A 26,746-nucleotide genomic window follows, 5' to 3' on the forward strand; every position below is an offset into this window, starting at 1 on the left:
CTTTTTTGTTAGTTTTAAGGTATATAATCGACTAAACCTAAAAATGAAGTTTCTTAAAAAACACTGGAGTAGTATTTTATTTGGGTTGTTCTTGATTTTACTAATCATTCCGCAAACTCGAATGCCTATTATGGTTACGGTAAACCGAATTATTTCTTTTAGTCCGAGTATGAAAGATGCCGCTGACCAAAAGCGCTTAGAATCTTTTTCTTGGACCTTGCGCGATGCAAATGGACAAATGCATAACTTGAAAGAGGTTGAAGGAGAGGTTATCGTTTTAAACTACTGGGCAACTTGGTGTCCGCCTTGCGTAGCCGAAATGCCCGATTTTGAAAACTTGTACACTGCTTATAAAGATCGTGTACGTTTTTATTTTATTACCCAAGATGATGCGAGTAAGGTTAAAGCTTTTGTGGATAAACACAATTATAGCATGCCTGTATATTATCCGCAAAGTCAGCCTCCTACTAATTTACAAAGCAATGCTTTACCAACGACTTTTTTTATAGATAAATCAGGGAAGATCGTGCTAGAAAAAACAGGAGCGGCAAGTTGGAACAGCGATAAAACAAGAAATATTCTAGATCAATTATTATCCGATTGATCAAAAGCGGGTTTGAAAAAAAGCTTTGATGAATGCCCAGCTAAAAAGACTTCGCATAATTTTAAACTCTTCTTTAAATCGACTTTCTTCATCTAAAAATCGAAACATAGTGGGTACAGAATTTTTTGTGTAAAATTGAGTAAATAACCAAGGACCTAAATGGTTGTTATCATGTAAAACCTTTAGAAATATAGTATCGTAAAAGTTATATTTTTTACTGTAAAGACCATAAGAAGGAAGTCTATCTTTCTGGATGTTTTTGATTATATGCTTGACTTTTTTTTCGGTATTTTTAAAAGAATAACCACTAGAGGATTTCACCCAACCCCCTCCGGTGCCGATTTTTGTGATGCGGCTCGTGTGGTGTTTATGAAAAGGGTAATTACTCATCGGAATATTGCCCGTTTCGGTTTCTAAAATTTCAAAATCGGTTAGGTTGAAATAGGTCTTTAGGTATTCTCGGTTGTATTGATCGTAAACACTTTCTTTGACTGTAAACGGACTAAAAAAGGTAAATTCGATTAAAGCTTCATTTGGGCTATAAGGCAACACATACATAAAGCTAGTACTGTCTGGATAAGATAAGCGATAGTCCATCATCGTGAAAACTTTGGTGTCAAAAATGGGTTGTTTTGTTTTCACGCGTATTCCTTTAAAATGCTGCTGAATTTTTAGGTAACGTTTCTGGTTGTAAAAAGCCGCAGGAATTCGGCTATCAAATACGTGGCTACAGGGGTAACTTCCTAAAGCGGTGGTGACAAGAGCTTCTTTTCTATTTTCGTTAATACCAATAACCTCCTCTTTTAAAAAAATAAGATGAGAGTAGGTTTGCAGTTTTTTAAAAGCGTAATCATAAAAATCTTTGGCGTTAAGACTTTTGTAAGTATACGGAGGCAATTCTAACTTTAATTTAGTCTTGGGGGCTTTAAAAAAAGCCTGAGAATAGGAGGAAGTAAGAATTGGGTCCCATTGCCCTGGCCCAGCCTCCCAGAATGACCAGGTTTTATCGTTTTCACTGGGCCTACGCTTATCGATTAAAGCTATTTTCTTATTTGTTGCTTGGGTTTCTTCAGCCAAAGCTAAGGCAAGTTGTAGTCCTGCACATCCTGCACCAACAATTACATAATGAAAGCCAGTATTGAGCATAAGCCATTGATGCCTTGAAGTAATTTATTTTTTAAAATATTTGAAAGGTACGATTAGCATTCCAAAGTTTTCACTTTTTTCTTTACCTAAATGCTTGTGATGAATTTTGTGCGCACGTCTTATGCCTCTAGCGTACCAGTTATTGGCATTTCGAAACATTTTAAAACGTTGATGAATAAAAATATCATGTACCGTAAAATAAGCTAAGCCATAAGCAAAAATGCCTAAACCAATGGGCAGTGCAAACCAAATGTCTTCATAGCGCCAAAGCAAAAAACAACCTATGCTAACTAGAGCGTAAAAAATAAAAAATAAATCATTGCGTTCCCACCAATGGCTGTGGTCTTTTTGATGGTGGTCTTTGTGAAGACTCCATAAAAAGCCATGCATTATATATTTATGGGTAAACCAAGCCATAAACTCCATAAAGAAAAAAGTAGCGATAAATATTAATATCCAATATAATACTTGCATAATTAAATAAGTTTTAATCGGTATGACACATAACTTTGTGCCATTAATCCAAATTTTTGATAATTAGAAACACGTATACGCTTTTCTTTTATTTGCAAAGATGGTGTATTTTTTAGTTTACTTAATAATTTCGAGTAATAAATATAGGCCGTATAGACTCCTAATTTAGCTTCTACGGGAAGCTTAACAATCCCGCGTAAGCCGTTGGCAAAATCGGTTTCTATTTCTTGAATTATTTTTTGTTTACTCGCTTCGTCTAACTCGTTAAGATTAGTTTCTGGAAAGTAAGTACGGTTGAGGTCTTCGTGATCGGCTTTTAGATCTCTTAAAAAGTTTACCTTTTGAAAAGCTGAGCCCAAACGCATCGCATCATCTTTGAGTTGGTTGTATTTTTTTTCGTCACCTTTTACAAAAACTTTTAAACACATTAAACCTACTACATCTGCGCTACCATATATGTAATCTTGATACTCTTGATGTGTATGGTATTGCTTTTTGGTGAGATCCATTTTCATACTTCGCATGAAAGCCTGGTATAATTCGGGTTGAATATTATAGCGAAAAACCGTTTCTTGAAAGGCATTGAGAATAGGGTTTAGGCTTATTTTATGTTCGAGTGCATCTTGCAAATCCTTTTCAAAACGCTCAAATAAAAAGGCTTTATCGTAATCGTGAAAAGAATCTACGATTTCATCGGCAAAGCGCACAAATCCGTAAATATTGTAAATATCTTGGCGAATACTTGGTGCTAGTAGTTTCGTAGCCATAGAAAATGAGGTACTGTAGCTTTCGGTAACAGCTTTACTACATCTATGAGAAACAAGGTCGAATAATGCTTTCATATTAATTTTTTTTATCAATAAGTTCTGCGCTTAATTTACCCGATATTAAAGAGGGCGGCACCCCTGGGCCTGGAACGGTTAGTTGCCCTGTAAAATAAAGTCCGTTTACCTTAGCGCTTTTGAGTTTGGGCCTTAAAAATGCTGTTTGCAGCAAAGTATTGGCTAGCCCGTAAGCGTTCCCTTTGTATGAATTGTAATCGTTTACAAAATCATTTACGCAATAACTTGTTTTAAATATAATATTTTTTTTAACTTTTTGTTGAGTTATTTTTTCAAATCTACTTAAAATCTTATCAAAATAAGATTCGCGTAGTTGTTCATTGTCCTCAATTCCCGGTGCCAGTGGGATTAAGAAAATACCTGCTTCCTGGCCTTCGGGTGCAGCCACCTTATCGGTTTTAGATGGGAAACTAGCATAAAACAGGGGTTCTTCTGGCCAACTAGGCTTATCGTAGATACTGTAAGCGTGCGCTTTAAAATCTACGTCGAAAAATAAGGTATGATGATCTACATTCTTTAATTTTTTATCGAAACCTACATAAAAGAGTAGGGAGGAGGGTGCAAATGTTTTTTTAGACCAGTACTTTTCACTGTATTGGCGATAGTTTGTATCGAGAAGGCTTTCGGTGTGGTGATAATCGGCACCACTTAGAACGATATCGGAAGGAATGAATGCTTCGTTACAAACTAAGCCTTTCACTTGGTTTTGTTCATCGACCTCTATTTTACTAATATTCGAATCGGTATGAATGCTAACACCCAAATCTTGAGCTAATTGGGCGATTCCTCTTATTACTTCAAACATTCCACCTTTGGGGTGCCAAGTACCTAGACCCAAATCGGCATAATTCATAAAGTTGTAAAAAGCGGGTGTGTCGCTTGGCTTGGCTCCTAAAAATAAAACTGGGAATTCTAATGCCTGAATCAACTGCGGATTTTTAAAACGCTTGCGCACCTGTTTGGAAATGGTGCTAAAAAACTGACCGATTTTTAGGCTTGTCTCTGGAGTGATTAACTCTAAAGGAGATACTCCTGGTCTATATACTAAATCTTTAATAGCAATATTATAATTATCTTGGGCTGACTCAATAAATTTAGCCAGACTTTTAGCACTTCCTGGTTCTATACGTTCAAATTCTGCATAGATTTTATCAAGTGTATCTCCTATTGTAATTCGCTCATTTTGGCTGAAATAAATACTGTAGGCGGGACTTAGTTTAATCAACTCATAATAATCACTAGGTTGTTTACCAAAATCAGCAAAAAAACGTTCAAATACATCAGGCATCCAGTACCATGTTGGTCCCATGTCGAAAGTAAAACCGTCTTTTCTGTATTGACGAGCTCGGCCACCAATGCTTTTATTTTTTTCACAAACCTGCACTTTGTGTCCTGCTTTAGCTAAATAACAAGCGGCGGACAAACCGGCAAAACCTGAGCCTATTATAGATATATTTTTTTTCATTAAATGGAGCGTATAAATGTAGTTGGATTTTCGTAAATGTTTATTTGTGGCGGTAAATCTTCTATATTTAACGCTTTTGTTTTTAAGCCCAGTAATGCTAATTGGAAACGATTGGAATCTACATTAGCTAGTATCTTATCATAAAACTCTTTAAGGTAAGTTTCTGGACTTTCAGGTTTTATGGTAAAAACACTCACAAAATAAACCGATTTGTCTTGGCTCGCAAAACTGGTTAAGTCTTCTAAAGGAATAGAGTGCCCTAAATATACTACTTTATAACCTAAGCTAAGCAAGGAATACTGTAGATAGAGCAGGCCAATATCGTGTATTTCATTATTGGGCAAGAATAAGATAAAGACTTTTTCTTTATTAAATGCAGGCTCGACTTGCAATTTTTCGATATTGCTGAATAGTTTTTGCCTGATAAGATGCGAGATAAAATGTTCATGCGCTGGTTTTACCGTATTGGTCTGCCATAAATCACCTATTTGCTTTAACATAGGGATGAATACCTCTTCATAAATTTCTTGAAAAGTCATTTTTTCAAGCAGCGCATTGTAAGTATTTAGAAAAAGGCTTTGGTCAAAATTATACATGGATACAAAAAAAGCTTTTATAGCTCTATTCTCTGCATTATTAGCTGTTCTAATTTCGTGGGTGAGTTTATCTATTTCATCATTTTTAAGCTTTGAAATTCGAGATATTTTATATCCGTTCTCATTTAAGAATGCAATATTCAACAAGCGCTGTAAGGCCTTTGTGTCGTAAACCCTTATATTGGTATCGGTTCGTTCGGGTTTTAAGATGTGGTATCTTTTTTCCCAAATCCGGATAGTGTGCGCCTTAACTCCGCTAAGGGCTTCTAAATCCTTGATGTTGAATTCGTTTTTTACATATTCCATAACTCTTGTAACTTACTGTCAAAGCTAAACAAACTTAGTTTATTTTTGTTTAAATAAAAAGTTAAATCATTAAACAAAATTTTTAATAATACTTTGTTTCTCTTTTTTCTGCTATTAAGCGATTGAAAAACAGCCTAGTGTTAAGCTATTGGATTAGCGAAAGCTTACACCAATAGTATATTGGGTACTGGTTAAATTATATTATTTATTTTAAGTCTAAATAAAATTAATTAATTAGTTTTGCATCGCAAAAACAGAAAACTTATAGATTTGCGGTTTTTTATTGTGTTTTTTTTATTGCCTATCAGTGTGTTTGCTCAGCAAAGGATTACGGGTAGTGTGCAAGATGCGGAAAGCTTAGAGAGGTTACCTTATGTAAGCGTTATCAATTTAACCACCAATACTTGGGTATTAACCGATGAGGAAGGTAATTTTAGTATTGGGGTAGGTGAATTAAAGCGGGTAGAATTGCAATTCCAATTATTAGGAAAAAAGACAATTACCCGTTGGTTTGATACAAAAAATAGCCTAGATGATATTAAAATTTCTTTAGCAGATGAAAATTTGCGCTTAGAAGAGGTTGTGGTTAAAGCTACCAAAGGTCATACTTTTTCTGAGGTTCTTTTTGAAGAGGAAGCCATAAATCAAGTGCAAGCTTTCTCGCTTAATGAAGTTTTAGAACAGCTACCAGGACAGCAAATCAGCAATTTTAGTTTAAACGAATTTAAACCCATTGCCTTTAGAACGGTGCGCCCCAATACGGTTTCAGATGACGGTTTTGGTAATAAATCTTTTGGAACTGCTGTGGTGGTTGATGATATACCTTTGAGCAATAATGAGAATATGCAGAGTTACACGGCTAATATGGCTTCTCCTTTTGCGGCCAACTATCTAGGCTTTGGCGATAACCGTGCAGGAACCGGATTTAATGGCACCTTTTCGAATGCTAATTTTGGAGTAGATCTTAGGCAAATAGCTACACAGAACATAGAAAAAATTGAAGTGGTACAAGGGATTCCTTCGGTTAAATATGGCGATCTTACTTCGGGTTTAATTAAAATTGATCAAAAAGCTGGGCGTTCGCCTTATTTGGCCTACGCTTCTTTGCGAGAAGGTACTACAGAGTATGGAATAAATAAAGGTTTGACGCTTCCTAGCGGATTAGGCTTCTTAAACGTTTCGACTAGCTTCCTAGATGCACAAGCAAATCCGCGTGAAGCCTATACCAATTATAGAAGAGTGAATAGCCAATTGATGTGGAGTTGGGCCAATAAAGAGAAAAACATCAAAAATTCGCTTAGCTTGCAATACGGATTTCATTTAGATGATGTAAATTATGACAAAGAGGAGCGCAGTGAAAAGAAAGTAAAGAACGAACAAAAAGATTGGCGTTTAACCAATAGGTTTAGCTACCATTTTAAGCCTAAAGCTTTTCTAGATTATTTTGATTTCAATGTTAATTTTAATTTTTCTTCGCAGTATAGCTTCGAAAGTAAAGCGGTAAATAACGGAGGTAAATTGGTTGGTTTTGGAACGCGCGAAGGGGTTTATGAGGGTGTTTATACCGCACCTCGTTATACTTCTGTTAAAGAGGTAGAGGGAAAACCGCTATCGTTTTATGCTGCCGGTTTGGTTTATAAGTCTATTAGCAATTTAAGCAGTACCCATAATCTTTCGGCTGGATTTAACTATCGCTTAAGCGATAATTTAGGAGCAGGTCGATTGGGTTCGCCAAAAACCAGTATTAGTCAGTTTACCAATCAGACCGGTTCTGGCTCTTCAGCTTTTAGACCTTATAATTATGCCGATCAAGTTCAAGCCGAATCACAAATTTCTTTTTTCTTAGAAGATGATTTCACCCGTTTTTACACCGATAAAACGCTGCGAATCACGGCGGGATTGCGAGCCGATCTACAAAATGAATATTTAAGTCTATCTCCACGGGTAAATTCGGCTTTGATTTTTAACAAAGTAAAATTAAGAGCTGGTCTTGGACTTACAGCCAAAGCTCCTTCGCTGAATCAAATTTATACCGGTTACAGGTATTATGATGTGGTCTTAGCCGATTTTAGGTATCCTGGTGTGTATAATATTGGCGCCATTCAAACTTTTGTAGAACGCGAAGATAACCCCAATGTAAAACCCTCGCGTAGTTTAAGAACGGAGTTAGGTGCCGATTATAAATTTGGATTTGCTACGCTAAATATCACCGCTTTTTATAACAAACTTTTTCAAGGAATCTCCAGTCAGTCGTACGCCGTGCGTCGTGATTTAGCCGAAGTAGCTATTGATGATAGCGACTTGCAAAACCCAGAATTGCAAATCACTGGTTATCGGCCCTATTACTATACTGAGTCACAAATTGCTAATGTTTTTGAGTCGGAAGACTATGGGGTAGAAACATTTCTTAATTTTCCGTCTTTGGTGTTTAAGCAGCTAACTTTTGGTTTGCAAGCCAGTTATGTGCGCACACAAGACTTTCCTGGTAATGACCGATTTGTAAAATCATCAGATGCATCTACGCCGATTCAATTTGGGTTATATAAACGTGGAATTGTAAATCGAGAGAAACTTAATTTAGGAGGAAACCTAAGTTATCATATTCCACAAATAGGTTTGCTAATCAACGTTCGGTCAGAGCATATAATAATCGATAACTATCAGCGAGGAGCGTCGCTCTATCCATATGCCTATATTGATAGTCGGTTAAATAAAGTAAGTATTACACCAAGTGAGCAGAGTAATACCGATCTATTTGGTGACATTATAAAACCAGACGCAGGTTATATTCAGCCGGAAACCGAGGTATATCACAACTACCATTTGCGTATTTCTAAAGACTTCCTTAACGGATTTCGTTTTAGTTTTTATGTAAATAATTTCTTAGATCTAAAACCAACCCGGCTGGTGATAGAAAATGGTCAATTGGCGAAGCGTACCAATCCAGATGTAGTACAGCTTTCATTTGGAACTAAAATAGAATATCAATTTTAAACAATAACAAATATAAAATCAATAACAATGAGATTAATTCAATTCGGTTTTACACTTTTAGTGCTATTAGGCTTAGGTGCTTGCTCAAGTGATGATGATTTTGGAGGAAGCGGACTACAAACCCAAAGTTTTGCGGTGTATTTAAATTACGACAATCAGAGTTTTAACGGGAAACCTGTAAACCAAGGAGAGGTAGTTTTAACCAATACCAATACAGGAGATGCCTATAAAGCCACGTCGGGCAGTAACGGTTTAGCTAGCTTTGAAGCGGTAATACCCGGTACTTATAATGTATCGGCTAGTTTAACGCTTGATGCGCAAGCTTTCGAGCAAAATTTTGGTTATGCTCCAAGCGGCAATGAGGTTATATTTAATGCCAGTCAAGAAAATGTTGTTGTTAACGCCAATACACTTTCGGTTAATTTAACTTTAGACGCCGCTAGAATAGGAGATTTAGTAATCAAGCAAATTTACTATGCCGGTTCAGACACCAAAAATGGAGCGCTTTTTAGAGATCAATTTATCGAAATTTATAACAATTCTAACGAAGTGATTTATGCAGACGGTTTATATGTTGCGCAATTATACGGGCGTTCAAAAACCAATAGTGCAGCCTACACCCTACCAACTGGTCAATTTGATTGGAGTCAATCTATAGATATGAGCATGGGCATTAAAGCTAACACAGATTATGTTTATGCAGATTATGTATTGCAAATACCTGGTACTGGGACTGATTACCCTTTACAACCAGGTGAAAGCTTCGTGATTGCTCAAAATGCCTTAAATCATAAACAGCCTTTAGTAGATAATAATGGTGATCCTATAGAAATTGGCGATCCATCGCTTACGGTAGATTTAAGCTCGGCAGAATTTGAGGTGTATTTGGGAGACTTTAGAGTAGCCATTGGTGAGCAGCCTTATCAGTGGGATATTCAAAACCCGGCAGTGCAAGATGTAAATTTAGCATTCTGGGGAAGAGAAAATTATTTTAGCAATAATAAAGACTTTGTGTTAGATAGTTTTGGGAGAGATAGTTTTGCCATTTTTAGAGCAGATGACCAAGATTTTGCAGCGTATGCTAATTATAGCGATCCCTCTGTGGTTCAAATTGAAAATAACACTAATTTTTACCTGCAAATACCCGTTGCTCAGTTAATTGATGGAGTAGATTTGCAGCACTATAACCCTTCGTCTCAACGTCCAAAAATGTTGCCTCCTACGGTAGATGCTTCCGCGATAAGCGTAGATGGTATATATAACTCACAAAGTGTTATGCGTAAAACTAAGACTACCGTTAATGGTCGTATAATTTTAGAAGACAGCAACAACTCGGCACTGGATTTTAAAGTGATGAATAAAGCTATCCCCAAAGGATTTTAAATAATAAAGTATGCTAATCAAAAGAGGTTGTATTATTTTTCTGTTGGCGTTTTGGGCAAATTTAAGTTGGGCACAGCTTAAAGATAGTATAGATTTAAGTCAAAACACCTACCATAAAAACAGCTTACAAAACCTGTTGGAGCAACCTCTTCTGTATAGCCAGTATCGTTTTAAAGACTTTACACAAAGCAGTGTAGCTTTTGTGCAAGAAAAACGCCAACTCAAACGGGTACAAACTCCCTTAAAAAACACCGAATGGCGTTTTAATACCAAAGGCCTGTATGCGATTAATTCTCGGTTGAGGTTGTATGGCAAATTTTTATTTACCAAAAGTTTTAAAAAAGATTTAGGTTATACTTTGGGTTTAGAGCGCAGTACCAACCGGCCTGTGTTAGATCCGCATTATTTCTTTGCGCCTAAAAAAGCCGACTGGGAAAGTCAATTCTACCAAATAGCAGGAGGAGCAAGTTACTTGTTAAGCAAAAATTGGTCTTTTGCTTTGAATGTAGCCTATGAGAATCAACAGGCCTACCGATTACAAGACCCAAGACCCGAAATTACCGCTGCCTTTTACAAAGCGAATGCCCACCTAGGTTACACTCAAGGAAAGCATAAAATTGCAGCACAAGTAGGGATAGGACGAAGAACCGAAAACCACCAATCACTTTATGTAGATGATGCTTTAAACTCGCCCGCATATCCTGATACTTTCACCCAATTTACTTCGGGTTATGGCTTGGTGACTTTTAATGACTCTTATTTCAAACATTTGCGAAGAGAAATACCCAAAACTTGGGGTTTCGCCTACCAATATTCAGCTACTAGTTGGGCGCTTTCTGGCGCTTATACTTATCATACTGGTGTGAGTAAACTCTATGCTGCTGATGCCAATAATCAGATTTATTATGATGAAAGTTTATTAAGTCACGCCTATCGCAAAGAGAAACAAAATTTGCGCATTCAAGCGGATTATGAGGGTAATAAACTAGATGCTTCATGGGGTTTACATTATAAACATACCCAAGGCGATAATTATATTGAACAAGCTGGGGGGCAAAATTTTAGGTTAACCGAAGAACAAATCGGTTTAAACTTAAAGCTTTTGAGAGAAGAGCGGAAGCGTATTTTGTGGCAAACCCAAGCTAATATGAATTTGATTGTAGGAGAATATATTGACCTGTTGGGTTATACGCATAAAGAAATACAAACTTTAGTAACAGAAATCGAAATAGGTCGTACGATATATCAGAAAAACAATCATAATTTATTTGTTGCTTTACAAAGCTTGTATTCTCACGCTTTACAACAAAAATTGGACTGGCAGCAAGTGACAGAAAATACAACTTTTATAGATGAAGTTGTGTTTCCCGATCATGCTTATGAGAGGACTAATAGGTTGTTAACCGGGTTAACCGCGGCCTACACTCGATCTATTGATGACGAAAGAAGTTTAAGATTGCGTCTGCAGTACGCACTAGAAACGGCACTCCACCCAGCCGATGATTATTTAAATTTTGATGCGAATAATAAAATCAATTCCTTTGTTGGATTTTGCATCACCTTATCCTATTAATGCGATGAAAAGAATTTTATATATTATACTATTGATTGCCTGCTTTGGATGTCAAAACAAGCAATCGAAATCAGGTTCTTATAGTGTTATCGAATTAAAAACACGCTATGGTAGCGGGGATTTCACGCAATGGCCTGATGCTCTTGTAGACTCTAGTGTACAAGATTTTCAGGAAATCGGAAGTCTATCACCCTTATCCACATTCGAGGATGATTCACTTTACGAAGCTAAAAGGCAATTGGGTAAATTGCTTTTCCATGATCCTAGGCTTTCGGGAAGTAAACAAATAGCTTGTGCTTCTTGTCACGATCCCGATTTGGGTTGGGCAGATGGAAAACGGGTAGCCCACGGTCATAATCGGGCTACTGGTGAAAGAAATACCATGTCTATTTTAAATATCGCCTACGTTTCTTCATTTTTTTGGGATGGAAGAGCTGAAACCTTGGCGGAACAAGCACAGGAAGCCATGGAGAATCCCATTGAAATGAATCAGCATATGCAAGTATCTGTTAAATCTATTCGCGAAATACCTGGTTATGTACCTTATTTTAAGCAGGCTTTTGGGGAGTCTGAAATCAGTAGTGAGAAACTATTAGAGGCTCTGGCCGTTTTTGAAAAAAGTATTGTGAGTCGCAAAAGCAGATTTGATCGATTTATCGCAGGTGACACCACTCAACTCAGCAATGATGAGGTTCAAGGTTTACATTTATTTAGAACTAAAGCGCGTTGTATCAATTGTCATCATTCTCCCTTATTTTCTGACGGGCAATTTCATGATTTAGGATTATCATATTACGGTCGTAAATATGAAGATTTGGGTAGGTACCAAGTAACTAAAAAGGCCGAAGATGTGGGTAAATTTCGTACGCCCTCTTTACGTGAATTAGCGCATACCGCCCCCTATATGCATAATGGTTTGTTTCCGCACTTAGAAGGTATAATTAATATGTATAATGCAGGTATGGTTAGTTTAAAACCGAATGAGGCACAACAAAAAGACAGTCTTTTTCCAGTGAAATCGGAGTTGTTAAAGCCGCTAAATCTCAACACAAAAGAACAAGAACAACTTGAAGCATTTCTATTAAGTTTGTCTTCTACCATATATAGGGAGCCCGCACCTGAACAATTGCCTCAATAATTAAGATAGTGCCTGTGGACTTGATCGCCTTTGTTTATATTGTTTCTAAATCAAATACATCTTATATTTGGTTATAATCTTAAAAAATTAATGTTATAGCTATAAGAATGGGAAATAATTGCGTTAATTGTAAAAATGCAAATGATGCGATGCAGTGTAAAGTTCATGAAGTAAAAGTGAGCGCCAACTATACTTGCGATCAGTTTGATATGAAGTCAGAAATTCAAAACGAGCGAAATTGTTTAACTTGTTTACGTTATGAGGGACCAACGTGTGCGCATCCGCAGAAAGCAGCAGAGGGAATGTTGTGCTCTAGTTGGGCACCAGATACGGCAGCATAAGAATATAAAATGCAAACAAAAGAACCGAGTATTCGCTCGGTTTTTTTATGCTTTAATAATCCGTGGTAAATCAATTAATAGCACGAAAATCTTGAAATAAACGAGTGAAAATATTTTGCATCCAATTCAGATCTAAAAAGGGAATAACCCGAGTTTGGCTCTCTGATAGGTATTACTATCTCTTGAATTGGTAAATATTTTATTGCATAATAAAAAAGGCTATTCTTTCCCTAAATCTAATCAGTATGGGATTATAATGTAGATATTGTAGGGTATTAGAGATCTTTATTGTGCCCAGGATGGGAGTCGAACCCACACGCTCTAATGAACACATGGCCCTCAACCATGCCTGTCTACCAGTTCCAGCACCTGGGCATTTATAAGGTGCAATAGAGTGCTTAAACGCATAAAGATAAATACTTTTGTATAATTTTACTTCAGTAAATTGTCGTTTAAACAACAAACCCTGCTAAAAAAGCAGGGTTTTGTGATCTGGCTGGGGCTCGAACCCAGGACCCTCTCCTTAAAAGGGAGATGCTCTACCAACTGAGCTACCAGATCTTAATATTGTTACATTTGATTATAACAACTTTAAAAAGAACAATTCCTATTACAGGTTACTTTGATCGATTTAGCTGATAATTTATTTTGAAATTGTCAAACGACCATTCTTGGAGTAAATCTTTAGCTCAACAAAAATCAGAACTTTAAAAGTGATCTGGCTGGGGCTCGAACCCAGGACCCTCTCCTTAAAAGGGAGATGCTCTACCAACTGAGCTACCAGATCTTTTCAATATTTTATTGCCTGAACGCGGGTGCAAATATATAATCAATATTCAAATTATCAAGAAAAAAATGAGAGAATTTTCATATATTTCAAAAAAAAAGAGAATTCAATAAAATTTGTGTTTATGAAAATAGTTTTGATGGGGTATATGGGCAGCGGAAAATCATATTATTCTCGGCTGTTAGCTAAGGAGTTAGGATTTAAATACCTTGATTTAGATTTAGAGATCGAAAAAAAAGTAGGAAAAAGTATAAGCGGCATTTTTTCTAGCCGAGGAGAAATCTTTTTTCGTAAACTTGAACATCAAATGCTTGAAGAACTATTAAAAACTCAAGATAATTTTGTTTTAGCCTTGGGAGGAGGAACACCCTGTTACGGCAATAATTTAAAGTTGATTGCAAACACAACCAACCTAAAGAGTATCTATATTAAGCGAGATTTAAATTATCTGTTGAATGTTTTATGGGAAGAAAAAACCAAACGCCCAATGATTGCTCATTTAGATAAGGAAGAAGACCTAGAAGACTTTATTCGCAAGCATATGTTTGAGCGCCAATATTATTACCAACAAGCTGACTTTAGTTTAAAACCATCTAATGACCTTGACGATACAATAAATGCACTAATGCAATTACTCCAATAAATACGCCGTGTAAGGGCTATCAAAATTAACTTTTACCGTTTCGCTTAAAGATGTAGACAGTGATAAACCAACGAAATCTGCTTTAATAGGATATTTTTTGTGACTTCGATCTACTAATACGGCAGTTTGTATTTTTTTTACCGGTTGGTCGAGAAAAAAATTAACGGCGTAAATCAAGGTAGAACCACTATTTAATACATCATCGACAATTATAACCGACTCATTTTTATATTCTGAGGAGGAAATACTGGCTTCAATTCCGTTTAACGGATTTTTTTTATCCAGTTTGAGACTCACTAGCTGAATATTTATATCACTTATTTCTTCCAAACAAGCTTTAATTTTTTCGGCGAAAGTAAAACCTTTGTTTTTTATACCAGCCAGAATTATTTGTGATTCATTTAAATTGCTCTCGTAAATTTGAAATGCAATACGTCTTATTTTGTATTCAATTTCTTGTTGGTTAAGAATGGCTGTTTTCATCTTCTTTAAAATTAGGGTCGTTGTCGGTTAATTTATTTGGATCTTGGGGTTGGTCAAACCAATCATCAATATCACGACGGTCTTTTTTTGTGGGTCTTCCCGTCCCTTTTTTGCGATAATAATCCTTGCTATATTTTAGTAAATCTAACTTTTCTAAATTCTCTTTTGGTGTGATATCGGTGGCGTAGATCGAAACCAACTTAGCTCCAACACGTGAGGGGGGTAAATCGAGCACACGTAGTTTATAATTAATTTGATTTTTGCGCACTTCAATTTCATCTCCAGGGTAAACTTCACGAGATGGTTTTAATGCATCGCCGTTTATTTTTACGTGGCCTTTTTTACAGGCTTGCGTAGCAATACTTCTTGTTTTAAAATACCGAACACACCACAAATACTTATCTACTCGCATAAATCTATTTTGTATTTAAAAACAAAAATAAAAGAAAATTGTATCTTGCAGGCTTAAAATTAAGAAATGATGAAAGTAAAAAATTGGATCTACGGTCTGGGTGTTGCTTGCCTTTTAGTAATTGCAGCGTGTAGCCCCGATGATGACGGCGGCAGTAAGGTGAAATTGAGAGATTATGCAGAGGTTTACGAGGAAAATCGTGTGGAAATTGAAGAATACCTAAAAACGCATTATTTTAAAGTGCGTACCGACATAAATAATCCAAGCCTTAAACAAATTGTTTTTGACACCATAGCGGGAGCTAATGCCGATAAGGTTTCTATATTCGACTCACCAGAGTTAAAATCAAAAACCATTACAACCAATGATGTAAATTATACCTTGTATTATTTGCAAGTGCGAAAAGGAGCCGAAACGGCGTATCAACCTACTTTTGCCGATAACGCTATTGCAGGCTATGCTGGATATCGATTAAATGGTGATAATTTTGATGGTAGTGTAAATCCCGTCGAATTTACTTTGCCTACCTCTTTAAATGGAAGTGTGATTCGTGGTTTTATGTTGGGATTGATTGAGTTTAGAGGAGCTTCTGACTTTACCGAAAATAACGATGGTACCATTACCTATACCGATGATTATGGGATTGGAGCTGTTTTTATTCCATCTGGTCTAGGGTATTATGCTACACCGCCTAGTGCTAGTATTCGTGCCTATGAGCCTATTATGTTTACCTTCCAACTTTATGCGGGAAAACAAATGGATCATGATAATGACGGAATTCCTTCTTATTTAGAAGATAAAAATAACAATATGTTTTTTGATGATGATAGTGATGGCGATAGAATACCTGACTTCAATGACCCTGATGATGACAATGACGGAGTGCCTACTGCCGATGAAATAGAAGTAAACGATCTTAATGAAGACGGAATTATTACTGCCGATGAAATTGATTTTATCGATACCGATAACGACGGCACACCAGATTATTTAGACCCTAAAGTTTTTTAGGCTTAATGGAATGCCATTGAATTAAAACACCCACATTTATGTCTTTAAGTGAGGGTGTTTTTTTTAGTGCTCGTCAAAACCAGTTAAGCAAAATATTTAGAGAAAACCTACGTTAAATACTATAATTACTTACATTTGCGCCTATGCAAAAATATGGGGTTATTTTGTTTTTAATACTGGGTTGGCGTCTTTCGGCTCAAATAGGAGGACAAGCAACATATCAGTTTTTAAACCTATCGGCATCACCCAAGCAAGCTGCTTTAGGAGGTAAAAATATTACAGGATATTCTTATGATCCTACAGATGCTTTATACAATCCCGCTGCGATTAATGCCGAAATGGATAACCAAATTTCTCTAAACTATATCAATTACCTGGCCGATGTAAATTATGGCTCAGCTTCTTATGCTTATTTATTCGATAGAAGAACCCAAGTTTTTCATACAGGAATACAATATATAAATTATGGAAGTTTCGATGGTTACGATGAGTTTGGGAATGCAACTGGTAGTTTTAGCGGTGGGGAAGCTGCCTTGTCTTTTGGCTATGCCTACAACCTGCCGAGAACAAATTTTTTCATAGGAGCCCATCTTAAATTAATTACTTCTAAACTAGAGCAATACACCTCGATGGGCGGAGCTATAGATCTGGGAATCACCTATTATGATGAAGATTTAAAACTGGTGATTGCCGGAGCATTACGAAATTTAGGCACGCAATTTACAACCTACCATGAACTTCAAGAGTCTTTACCTACTGAATTTATAGTAGGTATTTCGCAAACCGCATCAAACATTCCCGTTCGTTGGCACATAACTTTTGAGAACCTTCAAGAATGGAATATAGCCTTTAGCAATTCTAACCGAAATGAAACCGATCTCAATGGTAATGTTACCAAGGATGATCCTAGTTTTTTTAATAATGTATTACGGCATACCATTGTAGGTGCCGAATTTTTTCCTGAAAGCGGCTTTAACCTAAGACTAGGTTATAGTTTTCGTAGGGGAGAAGAATTACGAATTTTAGACCAAAGAGCTTTCGCCGGAATCAGCGCAGGCTTATCCATTAAATTTAATAAAATCAGACTCAGTTATACTTACGCACAGTTTAGCAGCGCTGCAAATGCGAGTTTCTTTGGCTTAATTATCGATTTGCAAAATAGGTATTAACCTATACTTAGGTATTTGAAACTAGGTATCTAAATGGGTCAAGCCGAATTTAATTCAATTAAAAGAGCTAATTTTGCTTTGAAAAATAATATTGATTTGAAGAAGATTATCATTGCCATTGACGGGCATTCAAGCACAGGAAAAAGCACTATTGCAAAACAACTCGCAAAAGAATTAGAATATATTTATGTAGATACAGGTGCAATGTATAGGGCGGTAACCTATTACGCTATGAATAATGGATTTATAAGTGAAGAACATTTTGATAGTAAGGGTTTAATAGCGCAATTGAATGACATTCAGTTAAGTTTTGTCTTCAATGAGGATAAAGGCTATGGCGAAATTTACCTTAACGGTAAGAATATAGAAGAAGCTATAAGAACTTTAAGGGTTTCCAATTTTGTGAGTGCGGTTGCGGCTGTTCCCGAGGTTAGAAAAATGCAAGTAAAGCAACAACTCGAATTGGGAAAAAACAAAGGAATTGTAATGGATGGTCGTGATATTGGTACGGTGGTTTTTCCCGAAGCTGAACTTAAGATTTTTATGACCGCTTCCGCGGATACCCGTGCTAAAAGGCGCTATGATGAGTTGAAAGCTAAAGGTGAAAAAGCTCAGTTTGCCGAAGTATTAAAAAATATTCAAGAACGTGATTATGTCGATAGTAATAGGGAAGACAGTCCGCTTAAACAAGCAGAAGATGCAGTTTTGATCGATAATAGTAATATGGATGAAAAAGAGCAGTTTGCCGTTGTAAAGCAAATGGCGCTTGACAAAATTAGGCAAGTAAACAGCTAAATTCTAAAAAATAAAAAAATCCGCTTCGAACAAAAAGCGGATTTTTTTTTGAAACATTTTATAAGTTGTGTGGCTAGATCTGTTCAAAGTCTTGATCTTCTCCTAAATTTGCTTTACGTACATTAATGGCTTTTCCATTTTCATCAATTACAAATGCTACCACTTCAATATTTTGAGAATTTTCCACGTTGCTTGGTACAGCTATTTCGTAATTAACGGTATACACATCATTGATGAATTCTTCCTTAGGAATGCTGTCTCCTAATAAATCGGTTAAACAGCTTCTCAAAATATGGTTGTGTTCAAAATCTGGAACAGGATTTACGCCGTTATAATAAGTGGTGTAATTTTTCTGTTCATAAATCAAACCATTTTCCAAAACATAAACAACGAGTTTTAAATCTCCAAAATTTTTGGCTTTTTTTACATTCACTGCAATATTTAGCTGATTATTTGCTAAACTATTGGTGATGGCTAATCCTAATTTGGGGTTTTCTCCTTGAGTTAAATCAAGAACTTGATTTACATATTCGGTTTCTGGGTTTTTCCACAAAATGGTACGATTTAAAAATCCTTTAGGGTATCCTGGTGTATTTAATAAGTTTTCTAAAACACTGGCATCATAATTAAAAGGATCATAAGTAGCGCTATTCGGATTTGAGCTATCTCTGTGAATGGCCACTGCTACGGCATTGTCTGTACTCGTGAAAACTTGTTCAATTGCCTTGGCTACACGTGTGCAATATCCGCACCAAGTACCTGTGTAGTCTTCGATAAGTACACGCTTTTTAAAGTTGATTTCGCTACCATCGTGGTAATTAAAAACAACTTCATTGGACTTTAAGTTGTCATAAGTGGCATAGGCTCTATATTCACCGGTTTCATTTGATGTAAATGTGTCGCCTTGAATGGCTTCACCATTAACATAAATAGTAGTGAGCGCTGTGATTTCTTCTCCTCCTTTAGTGGCCGTAAAAACAATGCTATTGTCTATTAAACTCGAGACATTATTGGTGCTTAGCAAAATAGGGTCCTCAGAAGGTAAAATGGTATATTCTTCCTTACACCCTGTAAAACTAAGGCTAATTAAAAAACCAAGGATGAGTATTTTAAAATGATTCATTTTAATAATCAATTATTTTTTTACCACCTTTAAGGTAGCTTTTTGATTTTTGGTTTCAAAACCTAAAAGGTAAACTCCGCTTTTTAAATCACCTAAAAATAAAGTGTTTTGTCCGGCTTGATAGTTTTGAAATACTATTCTTTTTCCCGTTAAATCATATAGGCTAACTTTTCCTATTTCTTGGGCATGAAAGTTAATTTCTTGCTTAAAAGTAGAGGCCATTAGGTTAACTCCCATATCTTTTAAGTTGTAATTTTTTGTATTTAAAGAAGAATCATAAGTATAGGTAAAGGAAAGGATGTCTCCGATTTCGTTATCGTTAGCATCTACCTCAAAAAATCTAAAACCATAAACTACAGGTTGGTTAGGATCAGTTCCTGGATTAGAATTAAAGAAATGGTCAAAATCATTGTTAGATGCCCCTGGTGCTAGTGTTAATGCTCCGTTTTGCGGATAGGTAGCTCCTGCTGTAATTGTGTTAAAACAGGTGTCACCAAGACAAAATTGAAGATTGGTTCCATCTGAGTTTGTCACTTGAGTAACCTCGGCCATTATGTTTACCGTATTGCTGCCGTTATTGGTTATTTTTAATTGTATCTCCGCATTTTTTTGACCCAAGGTAGAAAATGAAAAATTATCTCCGTCTACAATGGTGATTCCTTGTGCAGGGTCGGTGATTGTAATTTGCGCCATAGCGGTTAAGCTGGCCAAAAATAAGGTAAAAAGTAGGGTAATTTTTTTCATAGTTTGTTTTTTTTAGGCACCTAGAAAAACGCTAGGTGCCGTTAAATCTATTATTTCTTTATTAATTTGGTGGTGTAAGTTACGGTTTTACTTGCTAGGTTTACAAAATAAACACCGTTTTCTAAATGCCCGATACCAATCGCTTGCTCTTTTGTCACTTCTTTAGCGCTATGTACCAGCTTACCAGTAATATCAAATATTTCGATGTTAAAATTGTCTAGGTTATTTACAAAAATAGCATCTTGAGCAGGATTAGGATAAACCGAAATTACAGAAGTATCATGATCGGCTGCACCTAAGGTGGTGTTTGTTCTAAAGGCTCCTTCAAGCACTAATTCAGATCCAAAATTCCCTACATCCTTGTTGTAAATAATGTTTCCTTGAGACTTGATGGCTATACCAGGTTGAATAGAATTGGTATAAGACCAACCATCACCATAAGAATCTTTTAGTTTAATCGTATAGCACTCTGAAGCTGGTAAAACGTGAGTCGTACTAATAGTAGTCATTGCATTTGGTCCACCTCCATTTTGAGATCCAGTATAATTACCTCCTGAGGCCACTACGGCACCGGTGCTGTCTAGTATTTCCCAACTAGCTTCGGTAGGATAATTATCCGTTCTAATATCAACAGTAATATTTCTTGAACCCTCTTGCGCTTCATCAAAGTTTATTTGTCCAGAGTTGTTGGTATTATCATCGTCATTAGGTATGTTTATGTCAATAGTATTAGAAGCTTGTGGCGTAAAATTGATTACTGGTAAATCAACAACTTCAGTTTCTCCAATAGCTAGATTACCAGTCCAATTGTGCGTATTTATAGCACCACCGTTAATGCTATACTCAATCGCCAAACTGGTTAGCGTGTTCATTCCATTATTTTGAATGGTAACTTGTGGAGTAACTTCTGTTTTACAAGTATTTTCTATTTCTTTAATTTCAGCTAATTCAATTTCGTTATTAAAGCTAGAAGTTAAAGTCATCACTGCCTCGTTTCCGCTAATGATTTCTTCATTACCTTCTGCAACATAAGCAATTACTTCTAATTCACTTAACTCAATAGGAATACTATTGTGGTCGGCAGGGATGGTATAGGTATAGGTTTGGGTAAACAAACTTCCTTGCGTGGTAGTGCTTATTACATCACCCCATTGTCCTGTTAGAAAGTGAATAAGGCGGTGCATATGATTGTAATTACTTCCCATATTTCCACCAGATTGAGGTCCAGCGGTATTGTTTTGGTTTAAAGCAATGTTAAGCTTATTAGTTGATACGGGGCTACTACCAGTATAGTAAGCCTCTACATAAACGGTAAGTTCTCTTGTTTGCAGATCAATGTTTGCTGTTGCTGCTACATTTACATAAGAAGGCTGTTGCAAAATAGTGTTGGCTGCAGCGGTCCAGAAATTCCTTCCCATTGCGGTTGCTCCCGATGCCATCGCATAACTAGGAAATTCGTGACGATTTACCTGTCCGGCAGGATACCCCGTTAAGCCCGATTGTGTGGCTAAAGCGGCTCCAAAATTTGTTCTAAAATCAGGATCGCCAGGTCCAGGATTAGCATAACCACCCGTGTGCACATTTACCAGAAAAACGTCACCTGGGTTATTGGTTTTTAAACTTTGAGCAATTGCGTGCCCTTGCGGACAATAACCACAGTAGATACCTGTAAATTCTTCTAAAATCACATTCTTGTTTTCGGGTGTGGTAGACACAATGGTCTGTGCAAAACCAGCCATACTACCCGAAAGCAAAGCCAAGCTAAGTAAAATTCTTTTCATCTAAGTTTAGTTTTAAAAGTTAAGATTATCACAAATATACAATTAATATCAAAAGTTGCTTTTTTTTTAATTTAAAATATGAAGTTTCTTCCTATCTAGGCTATAAATTATATATTTGCTCAGCTTTAACAAACAATTAATAAAACTATGCGAATTCTACTAATTTTTGTAGCCATTATGATGGCTCATTTTTCACAGGCTCAATCTCAAATGCCTAATGTTCAATTGAAAAATATGGACAATCAATTAAAAAATGTATATAAAGATTATGCTGAAGACGATAAAGTGTATATTTTTTCGTTTTGGGCCACTTGGTGTGCGCCTTGTATTAATGAATTAGAGGCGATTAAAGCGGTTTACACAGACTGGCAAGAAGAGGTAGATGTAGAACTAATCGCTATTTCAATAGACGATGCTCGTACCGTAAAACGAGTAAAACCAATGGTAAATGGTAAAGCTTGGGAGTATGAAATTTTATTAGATACCAACCAAGAACTTAAACGCAAATTACAAATCAACAATGTACCGCATACCATTGTGGTTAAAAATCAAAAGGTAATGCACGTATCTAATGGCTACGCCGAAGGTGCCGAAGAAGAATTGTTCGAAGAAATAAAAGCTTTGTAATGATAAAAAGAATATCAACGCTAGTAGTTTTTCTGGCGGCAGGTTTGATTTCTCAGGCTCAAGAAACAGATGATGAAAATAAAATAAAAGGTAGATTTTATGGTGGGCTAGAATCTAATATGCAATATTATGTAGATGACCCAAAATTGGGCGATTTTGAGTTCGATGATCGTTTTAGATCTAACAATTACTTAAACGCCAATTATAATTATGGGAAGTTTACCGCGGGAGTGCAAGTAGAAGCCTACGAAGCTAACTCGCTGCTTAATTATAACCCTAAGTTTGAAGGGACTAATCTGGCAACATTTTATGTCAATTACAAAAGTGATAAAATAGACATTACTTTAGGACACTTTTATGAACAGTTTGGTAGCGGATTGCTATTGCGTACTTGGGAAGATCGCGCTTTAGGAATCAACAATGCACTTCGTGGGGCACGTATAATTTACAGACCAAATCATAACATCCGTTTAACGGGGCTTTATGGAAAACAGCGTAGTGGTTTTGATGTTACCGATGGAGATATTTACGGATTTGATAGCGAGTTTTATCTAACCGATTGGTTGCAATTAGAAAAATCAGATTTATCGGTGGGGGCTTCTTATGTAGGACGATATGAAGAAACCAATATCGAGAATCCATATTTTTCTGAATTGACCAGCGCGATGGCTTTTCGATTTAATTATTACTTGGGTTCTTTTTATGTAAATGGAGAAGCTAATTATAAAACGGAAGATGCTGTTATTAATGCTAACAATGATATTTCAAATGATTTGGTTAAGGACGGTTCTGCTTATCAAATAAACCTTGGTTACACCAAAAGTGGTTTAGGCATAGATTTGACTTTAAGAAGGCTTGAAAACATGGGGTTTTTCTCAGAACGTAAGCCCGAAGTGATTGATGCGAACAATACCAGCATCAACTACAACGATAAAATAATGAATTATGTGCCAGGTCTTACCAAACAACATCACTCTAACCTAGCTAATATCTATGTTTTTCAAGCACAGTATCGCGTAGGAAATCTAGATGTTGATATTCTAAAGTCTGGAGAAACAGGCGGGCAACTCGATGTATATTATACCTTTAAAAAGGGTACAAGTTTAGGAGGTAAATACGGAACCGAAATAGCAGCAAACTTTGCTAGCTGGTACAATTTGGCGGGAGAATACCGATATTTTCCTCAAGATTATGACACGCAGTTTTTTGGACGAGGGCAAAAGTATTTTTCTGATTATAACTTAGAAATCCGTAAGCGTTTCAGTAAAAATTGGCGTAGCGGTTTCTATTACGTGCATCAGTATTATGATAAGCGATTGGTTGAAGGTGGAGATCAAGTAAATGCTGATATTCTAGCAGTAGAGAATGTGATTAGCCTACCCAATAAAAAATCTTTAAGAGTCGAGCTAGAGCATATGTGGGCCGACGCCGATAGACGCAATTGGGCAGGAGCAACCGTAGAGTTTAACTTCAATAGAAACCTATCGGTTTACTTTTGGGATATTTACAACTATGGTACAAAAAAAGAAGCAGAAAAGAATCATTACTATAATTTCGGAGGGGCTTATCGTTTTGGCGCCACACGAATAGCTTTAAATTACGGACGCCAACGAGGAGGTTTGGTGTGTGTTGGTGGCGTTTGCCGCTTTGTACCCGAAAATACAGGGTTTACACTCAACTTATCTACTTCGTTTTAAATCAATTTATCCTGTCTGTTACCAGATAAGAATTATTCTTAAACCATTTCAGGTCAGTTGTGACTCGAAATGGTTTTTTATTTAGAACCATTATAATTTAAGCTTGGTGTTGGTTATCTACAAAATGGTTTTTTAACTTAGGGCAGTATTAAACGATGATTTTGGTCATTGTTATATAGGTACATTAAAAAGACCTTTGCAAGGTAAAATAAGCTGTTATGCAGGATAATTGTTTTCATTGTGGCAACTCTTGTGATCAAGATGCAATTGTATTTGACGAAAAAGCTTTTTGTTGTAGGGGTTGTAAAGCCGTTTATGAGTTATTCTCTAGCAATGATTTAGGCTGTTATTATGATTTGCAAGATGCCCCAGGTGCCATTCCAGAAGAGGTAGCTGGTAAATTTGATTATCTAGATAATCAGAAAATAGTTGAGAAACTTGTTGAATTTGACGATGGCGATATTCAAGTGGTAAATTTGTACGTTCCGCATATGCATTGCAGTTCTTGCATATGGATTTTAGAAAACCTACATAAACTGCAAGCACATATTCGAACAGCTCAGGTAAATTTCCCTAAAAAAACAGTTAGAATAACCTATAAATCATCCGCTTTAAGCTTAAAAGAGGTGGTGCAATTGCTTAGCCGTATTGGGTATGAACCCTACATCAGTTTAGATGATTTTGATAAAGGAAAAAAAGAAGTAGACCGCAGCCTTATTTATAAGTTGGCTATTGCCGGATTTGCTTTTGGTAATGTTATGTTCTTGTCTTTTCCAGAATATTTTGAGGTAGAGGAATATTGGCTTGAAGAGTACAAGCACTTGTTTAGGTGGTTGATGTTTAGCTTCTCGCTACCCGTGGTTTTTTATTCGGGGACAGATTATTTTATATCAGCCTATAAAGGATTAAAGGCTAAAATTTTAAATATAGATGTACCCATAGCATTAGGTATTTTGGTTTTGTTTTTACGGAGTACCATAGAAATATTATTCGATTGGGGTACAGGCTTTTTTGATTCGCTAACTGGTCTTGTTTTCTTTTTGCTTGTGGGTAAATTTTTTCAACAAAAAACCTATAGCTTCCTCTCTTTTGAAAGAGATTATAAATCTTATTTTCCTATTGCGGTTACCCGAATAGATAAACAAAATAAGACAGAAGAGAACATTCAAGTATATGATATTGAAGTAGGAGACCGGCTTTTAATCCGCAACAGCGAACTTTTACCGGTAGATGCTATTTTAATTAATGGCGAGGCACAAATAGATTATAGTTTTGTTACAGGAGAAAGAGACCCAGTGCGTAAAGTGTCTGGCGATAAGTTGTTTGCTGGTGGTAAGCAACTTGATGGCGCAATTGAAGTGGAGGCCTTAAAATCTGTAGAGCAAAGTTATTTGACCCAATTATGGAGTAACGATGTGTTTAGTCAGAATAAAGATGCCTCTTTTGTAAATCTGACCAATAAAATAAGTAAGTATTTCACAAGTGTGCTGTTAATTATTTCGCTGGTAGCAACTGCATTTTGGATGTATTATGACTCCAGTATGGCGCTTAATGTTTTTACCGCAGTGCTTATTATTGCCTGTCCGTGCGCGTTGGCACTGTCAACTCCTTTCTCTTTAGGAAATATGCTTCGTATTTTTGGTAGAGCTAAATTTTATTTAAAAAACGCACACGTAATCGAAAAATTGAATGATCTCGATACGATTATATTTGACAAAACCGGTACCTTGACCACTAATAAGAAAGTGGCTATCACTTATGAGGGTTTGGAATTAACAGAGGAAGAAGCCTCTTTGTTAAAAAATACGTTACGGGCTTCGAACCACCCCTTGAGTAGGTCATTGTATACCTTTCTAGCCAGCCAATCTATTAGCACCTTAGATAGTTTTGAAGAAGTAACTGGTAAGGGAATGTTAGCCCGACAGGCAGAGAATAGCATTCAAGTTGGCTCGGCGTCGTTTGTAGGTAGCCCGCAGGTTGATAGTCAATTACAAACTACGGTTCACGTAAAGGCCAATCAAGAATATAAAGGGAAGTACACTTTTAATAATCAATATAGATTGGGTGTGCAAACTATATTTAATGCGCTTTCCCGTTCCCATAAGTTGGTAGTCTTATCGGGTGATAATGCAGGTGAAAAAGAGCAATTAGCCAAAATGTTACCAAAAAATACCCAACTATTGTTTGATCAAAAGCCTGATGACAAGCTCAATTTTGTAAAAGGACTGCAAGAGAAAGGTGAAAAAGTAATGATGATTGGTGACGGTCTAAACGATGCTGGAGCTTTGGCTCAAAGTGAGGTAGGGGTAGCTATCTCTGAAAATGTAAATGTGTTTTCGCCAGCTTGTGATGCTATTTTAGATGCCGAACAAATGCATAAACTGCCAAGTTTTTTGTTAGCAGCTAGAAGGACAGTAAACACGATTAAATATAGTTTTGTTTTGTCTTTCCTGTATAATGTAATCGGACTTTATTTTGCGGTAACCGGACAGCTAAAACCTGTGATTGCGGCTATTTTAATGCCCTTAAGCTCTATTAGTGTATTGATTTTTGTTACCTTGCTAACCAATTATACCAGTAGAAAGTTGAAATTATTTAAAAATTGATAATTG

The 26,746-nt window shown here is 36.4% G+C and carries 22 protein-coding genes and 3 tRNA genes; 12 read left to right on the plus strand and 13 right to left on the minus strand.

Going from position 1 to position 26,746, the window contains the following annotated elements:
• Positions 1-43: 43 nt before the first annotated feature.
• Entirely contained in the window at positions 44-604 is a 561-nt protein-coding gene (locus ACH2AZ_RS05475) for a TlpA family protein disulfide reductase (RefSeq protein WP_379048276.1), read from the plus strand.
• On the opposite strand, the gene ACH2AZ_RS05480 is transcribed toward ACH2AZ_RS05475, so the two are convergent.
• Genes ACH2AZ_RS05480 through ACH2AZ_RS05500 form a run of 5 tightly spaced genes read right to left on the minus strand, consistent with a single transcriptional unit; the run spans position 605 to position 5,433 of the window.
• A complete protein-coding gene (locus ACH2AZ_RS05480; RefSeq protein ID WP_394907000.1) occupies positions 605-1,750 on the minus strand; it encodes a lycopene cyclase family protein in 1,146 nt (381 codons plus the stop codon). It lies immediately after the preceding gene.
• 24 nt (positions 1,751-1,774) lie between these two features.
• Positions 1,775-2,224 (minus strand): beta-carotene hydroxylase, encoded by a 450-nt coding sequence (locus ACH2AZ_RS05485; protein ID WP_394907001.1) that lies wholly within the window; start codon positions 2,222-2,224, stop codon positions 1,775-1,777.
• 2 nt (positions 2,225-2,226) lie between these two features.
• Positions 2,227-3,066 carry a phytoene/squalene synthase family protein gene (locus ACH2AZ_RS05490; protein WP_394907002.1) on the minus strand — a complete coding sequence of 280 codons (840 nt, stop codon included), beginning with the start codon at positions 3,064-3,066 and terminating at the stop codon, positions 2,227-2,229.
• 1 nt (position 3,067) lies between these two features.
• Positions 3,068-4,531 (minus strand): phytoene desaturase family protein, encoded by a 1,464-nt coding sequence (locus ACH2AZ_RS05495; protein WP_394907003.1) that lies wholly within the window; start codon positions 4,529-4,531, stop codon positions 3,068-3,070.
• Positions 4,531-5,433 carry a MerR family transcriptional regulator gene (locus ACH2AZ_RS05500; RefSeq protein WP_394907004.1) on the minus strand — a complete coding sequence of 301 codons (903 nt, stop codon included), beginning with the start codon at positions 5,431-5,433 and terminating at the stop codon, positions 4,531-4,533. The genes ACH2AZ_RS05495 and ACH2AZ_RS05500 overlap by 1 nt, the downstream gene beginning before the upstream one ends.
• Before the next feature lie 270 nt (positions 5,434-5,703).
• Here ACH2AZ_RS05500 and ACH2AZ_RS05505 point away from each other — a divergent pair, with 270 nt between their 5' ends.
• The 4 genes from ACH2AZ_RS05505 to ACH2AZ_RS05520 are packed head-to-tail and all read left to right on the plus strand — an operon-like array spanning position 5,704 to position 12,521.
• A complete protein-coding gene (locus ACH2AZ_RS05505) occupies positions 5,704-8,427 on the plus strand; it encodes a TonB-dependent receptor domain-containing protein (RefSeq protein WP_394907005.1) in 2,724 nt (907 codons plus the stop codon).
• Between the two features lie 27 nt (positions 8,428-8,454).
• Positions 8,455-9,810, plus strand: coding sequence for a DUF4876 domain-containing protein (locus ACH2AZ_RS05510; RefSeq protein WP_394907006.1), 1,356 nt, complete (start codon positions 8,455-8,457; stop codon positions 9,808-9,810).
• Between the two features lie 10 nt (positions 9,811-9,820).
• Positions 9,821-11,383 carry a DUF6850 family outer membrane beta-barrel protein gene (locus ACH2AZ_RS05515; RefSeq protein ID WP_394907007.1) on the plus strand — a complete coding sequence of 521 codons (1,563 nt, stop codon included), beginning with the start codon at positions 9,821-9,823 and terminating at the stop codon, positions 11,381-11,383.
• 4 nt (positions 11,384-11,387) lie between these two features.
• Positions 11,388-12,521 (plus strand): cytochrome-c peroxidase, encoded by a 1,134-nt coding sequence (locus ACH2AZ_RS05520; RefSeq protein WP_394907008.1) that lies wholly within the window; start codon positions 11,388-11,390, stop codon positions 12,519-12,521.
• Between the two features lie 632 nt (positions 12,522-13,153).
• On the opposite strand, the gene ACH2AZ_RS05525 is transcribed toward ACH2AZ_RS05520, so the two are convergent.
• From ACH2AZ_RS05525 to ACH2AZ_RS05535, 3 genes are all read right to left on the minus strand, one after another.
• Positions 13,154-13,237 (minus strand) — tRNA-Leu (locus ACH2AZ_RS05525).
• Between the two features lie 113 nt (positions 13,238-13,350).
• A tRNA-Lys gene (locus ACH2AZ_RS05530) sits at positions 13,351-13,423 on the minus strand.
• A 153-nt stretch (positions 13,424-13,576) separates the two neighbouring features.
• A tRNA-Lys gene (locus tag ACH2AZ_RS05535) sits at positions 13,577-13,649 on the minus strand.
• A 124-nt stretch (positions 13,650-13,773) separates the two neighbouring features.
• On the opposite strand from ACH2AZ_RS05535, the gene ACH2AZ_RS05540 reads away from it, so the two are divergent.
• Positions 13,774-14,292, plus strand: a complete 519-nt coding sequence (locus tag ACH2AZ_RS05540) for a shikimate kinase (RefSeq protein WP_394907009.1) — start codon at positions 13,774-13,776, stop codon at positions 14,290-14,292.
• On the opposite strand, the gene ACH2AZ_RS05545 is transcribed toward ACH2AZ_RS05540, so the two are convergent.
• Positions 14,281-14,775, minus strand: coding sequence for a phosphoribosyltransferase family protein (locus ACH2AZ_RS05545; protein ID WP_394907010.1), 495 nt, complete (start codon positions 14,773-14,775; stop codon positions 14,281-14,283). The genes ACH2AZ_RS05540 and ACH2AZ_RS05545 overlap by 12 nt on opposite strands.
• Entirely contained in the window at positions 14,756-15,187 is a 432-nt protein-coding gene (locus tag ACH2AZ_RS05550; protein ID WP_394907011.1) for an RNA-binding S4 domain-containing protein, read from the minus strand. The genes ACH2AZ_RS05545 and ACH2AZ_RS05550 overlap by 20 nt, the downstream gene beginning before the upstream one ends.
• Positions 15,188-15,253: 66 nt before the next feature.
• On the opposite strand from ACH2AZ_RS05550, the gene ACH2AZ_RS05555 reads away from it, so the two are divergent.
• The 3 genes from ACH2AZ_RS05555 to cmk all read left to right on the plus strand — a co-directional run bounded on the left by ACH2AZ_RS05555 (position 15,254) and on the right by cmk (position 18,162).
• Positions 15,254-16,198 carry an FKBP-type peptidyl-prolyl cis-trans isomerase gene (locus ACH2AZ_RS05555; RefSeq protein WP_394907012.1) on the plus strand — a complete coding sequence of 315 codons (945 nt, stop codon included), beginning with the start codon at positions 15,254-15,256 and terminating at the stop codon, positions 16,196-16,198.
• A 143-nt stretch (positions 16,199-16,341) separates the two neighbouring features.
• Complete coding sequence (porQ, locus tag ACH2AZ_RS05560) at positions 16,342-17,367, plus strand: type IX secretion system protein PorQ (protein ID WP_394907013.1); 1,026 nt, start codon at positions 16,342-16,344, stop codon at positions 17,365-17,367.
• A gap of 96 nt (positions 17,368-17,463) precedes the next feature.
• Positions 17,464-18,162 (plus strand): (d)CMP kinase, encoded by a 699-nt coding sequence (cmk, locus tag ACH2AZ_RS05565; protein ID WP_394907014.1) that lies wholly within the window; start codon positions 17,464-17,466, stop codon positions 18,160-18,162.
• Positions 18,163-18,235: 73 nt separating this feature from the next.
• Here the strand turns inward: cmk and ACH2AZ_RS05570 are convergent, their stop codons facing one another.
• From ACH2AZ_RS05570 to ACH2AZ_RS05580, 3 genes are read right to left on the minus strand one after another with little or no spacing between them, the layout of a single operon-like run.
• Entirely contained in the window at positions 18,236-19,285 is a 1,050-nt protein-coding gene (locus ACH2AZ_RS05570) for an Omp28-related outer membrane protein (protein WP_394907015.1), read from the minus strand.
• Positions 19,286-19,297: 12 nt separating this feature from the next.
• A complete protein-coding gene (locus ACH2AZ_RS05575) occupies positions 19,298-20,029 on the minus strand; it encodes a T9SS type A sorting domain-containing protein (RefSeq protein WP_394907016.1) in 732 nt (243 codons plus the stop codon).
• A 50-nt stretch (positions 20,030-20,079) separates the two neighbouring features.
• Positions 20,080-21,810 carry an Omp28-related outer membrane protein gene (locus ACH2AZ_RS05580; protein ID WP_394907017.1) on the minus strand — a complete coding sequence of 577 codons (1,731 nt, stop codon included), beginning with the start codon at positions 21,808-21,810 and terminating at the stop codon, positions 20,080-20,082.
• A gap of 147 nt (positions 21,811-21,957) precedes the next feature.
• Here ACH2AZ_RS05580 and ACH2AZ_RS05585 point away from each other — a divergent pair, with 147 nt between their 5' ends.
• The 3 genes from ACH2AZ_RS05585 to ACH2AZ_RS05595 all read left to right on the plus strand — a co-directional run bounded on the left by ACH2AZ_RS05585 (position 21,958) and on the right by ACH2AZ_RS05595 (position 26,740).
• Positions 21,958-22,437: a TlpA family protein disulfide reductase gene (locus ACH2AZ_RS05585; RefSeq protein ID WP_394907018.1), complete on the plus strand. Its 480-nt coding sequence runs from the start codon at positions 21,958-21,960 to the stop codon at positions 22,435-22,437.
• A complete protein-coding gene (locus ACH2AZ_RS05590; protein ID WP_394907019.1) occupies positions 22,437-24,134 on the plus strand; it encodes a DUF6029 family protein in 1,698 nt (565 codons plus the stop codon). The genes ACH2AZ_RS05585 and ACH2AZ_RS05590 overlap by 1 nt, the downstream gene beginning before the upstream one ends.
• Before the next feature lie 218 nt (positions 24,135-24,352).
• Entirely contained in the window at positions 24,353-26,740 is a 2,388-nt protein-coding gene (locus ACH2AZ_RS05595) for a heavy metal translocating P-type ATPase (RefSeq protein ID WP_394907020.1), read from the plus strand.
• Positions 26,741-26,746 lie beyond the last annotated feature (6 nt).

It is taken from the genome of uncultured Mesonia sp., assembly GCA_947499595.1.
Lineage (GTDB): Bacteria > Bacteroidota > Bacteroidia > Flavobacteriales > Flavobacteriaceae > Mesonia > Mesonia sediminis.

What these genes read in the sequence shown, in the direction of transcription:
- ACH2AZ_RS05550 (WP_394907011.1), bottom strand. Translation starts at nt 15,187, where the DNA reads ATGCGAGTAGATAAGTATTTGTGGTGTGTTCGGTATTTTAAAACAAGA.
- ACH2AZ_RS05515 (WP_394907007.1), top strand. Translation starts at nt 9,821, where the DNA reads ATGCTAATCAAAAGAGGTTGTATTATTTTTCTGTTGGCGTTTTGGGCA.
- ACH2AZ_RS05555 (WP_394907012.1), top strand. Translation starts at nt 15,254, where the DNA reads ATGATGAAAGTAAAAAATTGGATCTACGGTCTGGGTGTTGCTTGCCTT.
- ACH2AZ_RS05540 (WP_394907009.1), top strand. Translation starts at nt 13,774, where the DNA reads ATGAAAATAGTTTTGATGGGGTATATGGGCAGCGGAAAATCATATTAT.
- ACH2AZ_RS05580 (WP_394907017.1), bottom strand. Translation starts at nt 21,810, where the DNA reads ATGAAAAGAATTTTACTTAGCTTGGCTTTGCTTTCGGGTAGTATGGCT.
- ACH2AZ_RS05495 (WP_394907003.1), bottom strand. Translation starts at nt 4,531, where the DNA reads ATGAAAAAAAATATATCTATAATAGGCTCAGGTTTTGCCGGTTTGTCC.
- ACH2AZ_RS05545 (WP_394907010.1), bottom strand. Translation starts at nt 14,775, where the DNA reads ATGAAAACAGCCATTCTTAACCAACAAGAAATTGAATACAAAATAAGA.
- ACH2AZ_RS05590 (WP_394907019.1), top strand. Translation starts at nt 22,437, where the DNA reads ATGATAAAAAGAATATCAACGCTAGTAGTTTTTCTGGCGGCAGGTTTG.
- ACH2AZ_RS05585 (WP_394907018.1), top strand. Translation starts at nt 21,958, where the DNA reads ATGCGAATTCTACTAATTTTTGTAGCCATTATGATGGCTCATTTTTCA.
- porQ (WP_394907013.1), top strand. Translation starts at nt 16,342, where the DNA reads ATGCAAAAATATGGGGTTATTTTGTTTTTAATACTGGGTTGGCGTCTT.
- ACH2AZ_RS05490 (WP_394907002.1), bottom strand. Translation starts at nt 3,066, where the DNA reads ATGAAAGCATTATTCGACCTTGTTTCTCATAGATGTAGTAAAGCTGTT.
- ACH2AZ_RS05570 (WP_394907015.1), bottom strand. Translation starts at nt 19,285, where the DNA reads ATGAATCATTTTAAAATACTCATCCTTGGTTTTTTAATTAGCCTTAGT.
- ACH2AZ_RS05575 (WP_394907016.1), bottom strand. Translation starts at nt 20,029, where the DNA reads ATGAAAAAAATTACCCTACTTTTTACCTTATTTTTGGCCAGCTTAACC.
- ACH2AZ_RS05510 (WP_394907006.1), top strand. Translation starts at nt 8,455, where the DNA reads ATGAGATTAATTCAATTCGGTTTTACACTTTTAGTGCTATTAGGCTTA.
- ACH2AZ_RS05595 (WP_394907020.1), top strand. Translation starts at nt 24,353, where the DNA reads ATGCAGGATAATTGTTTTCATTGTGGCAACTCTTGTGATCAAGATGCA.
- ACH2AZ_RS05485 (WP_394907001.1), bottom strand. Translation starts at nt 2,224, where the DNA reads ATGCAAGTATTATATTGGATATTAATATTTATCGCTACTTTTTTCTTT.
- ACH2AZ_RS05480 (WP_394907000.1), bottom strand. Translation starts at nt 1,750, where the DNA reads ATGCTCAATACTGGCTTTCATTATGTAATTGTTGGTGCAGGATGTGCA.
- ACH2AZ_RS05500 (WP_394907004.1), bottom strand. Translation starts at nt 5,433, where the DNA reads ATGGAATATGTAAAAAACGAATTCAACATCAAGGATTTAGAAGCCCTT.
- ACH2AZ_RS05475 (WP_379048276.1), top strand. Translation starts at nt 44, where the DNA reads ATGAAGTTTCTTAAAAAACACTGGAGTAGTATTTTATTTGGGTTGTTC.
- ACH2AZ_RS05520 (WP_394907008.1), top strand. Translation starts at nt 11,388, where the DNA reads ATGAAAAGAATTTTATATATTATACTATTGATTGCCTGCTTTGGATGT.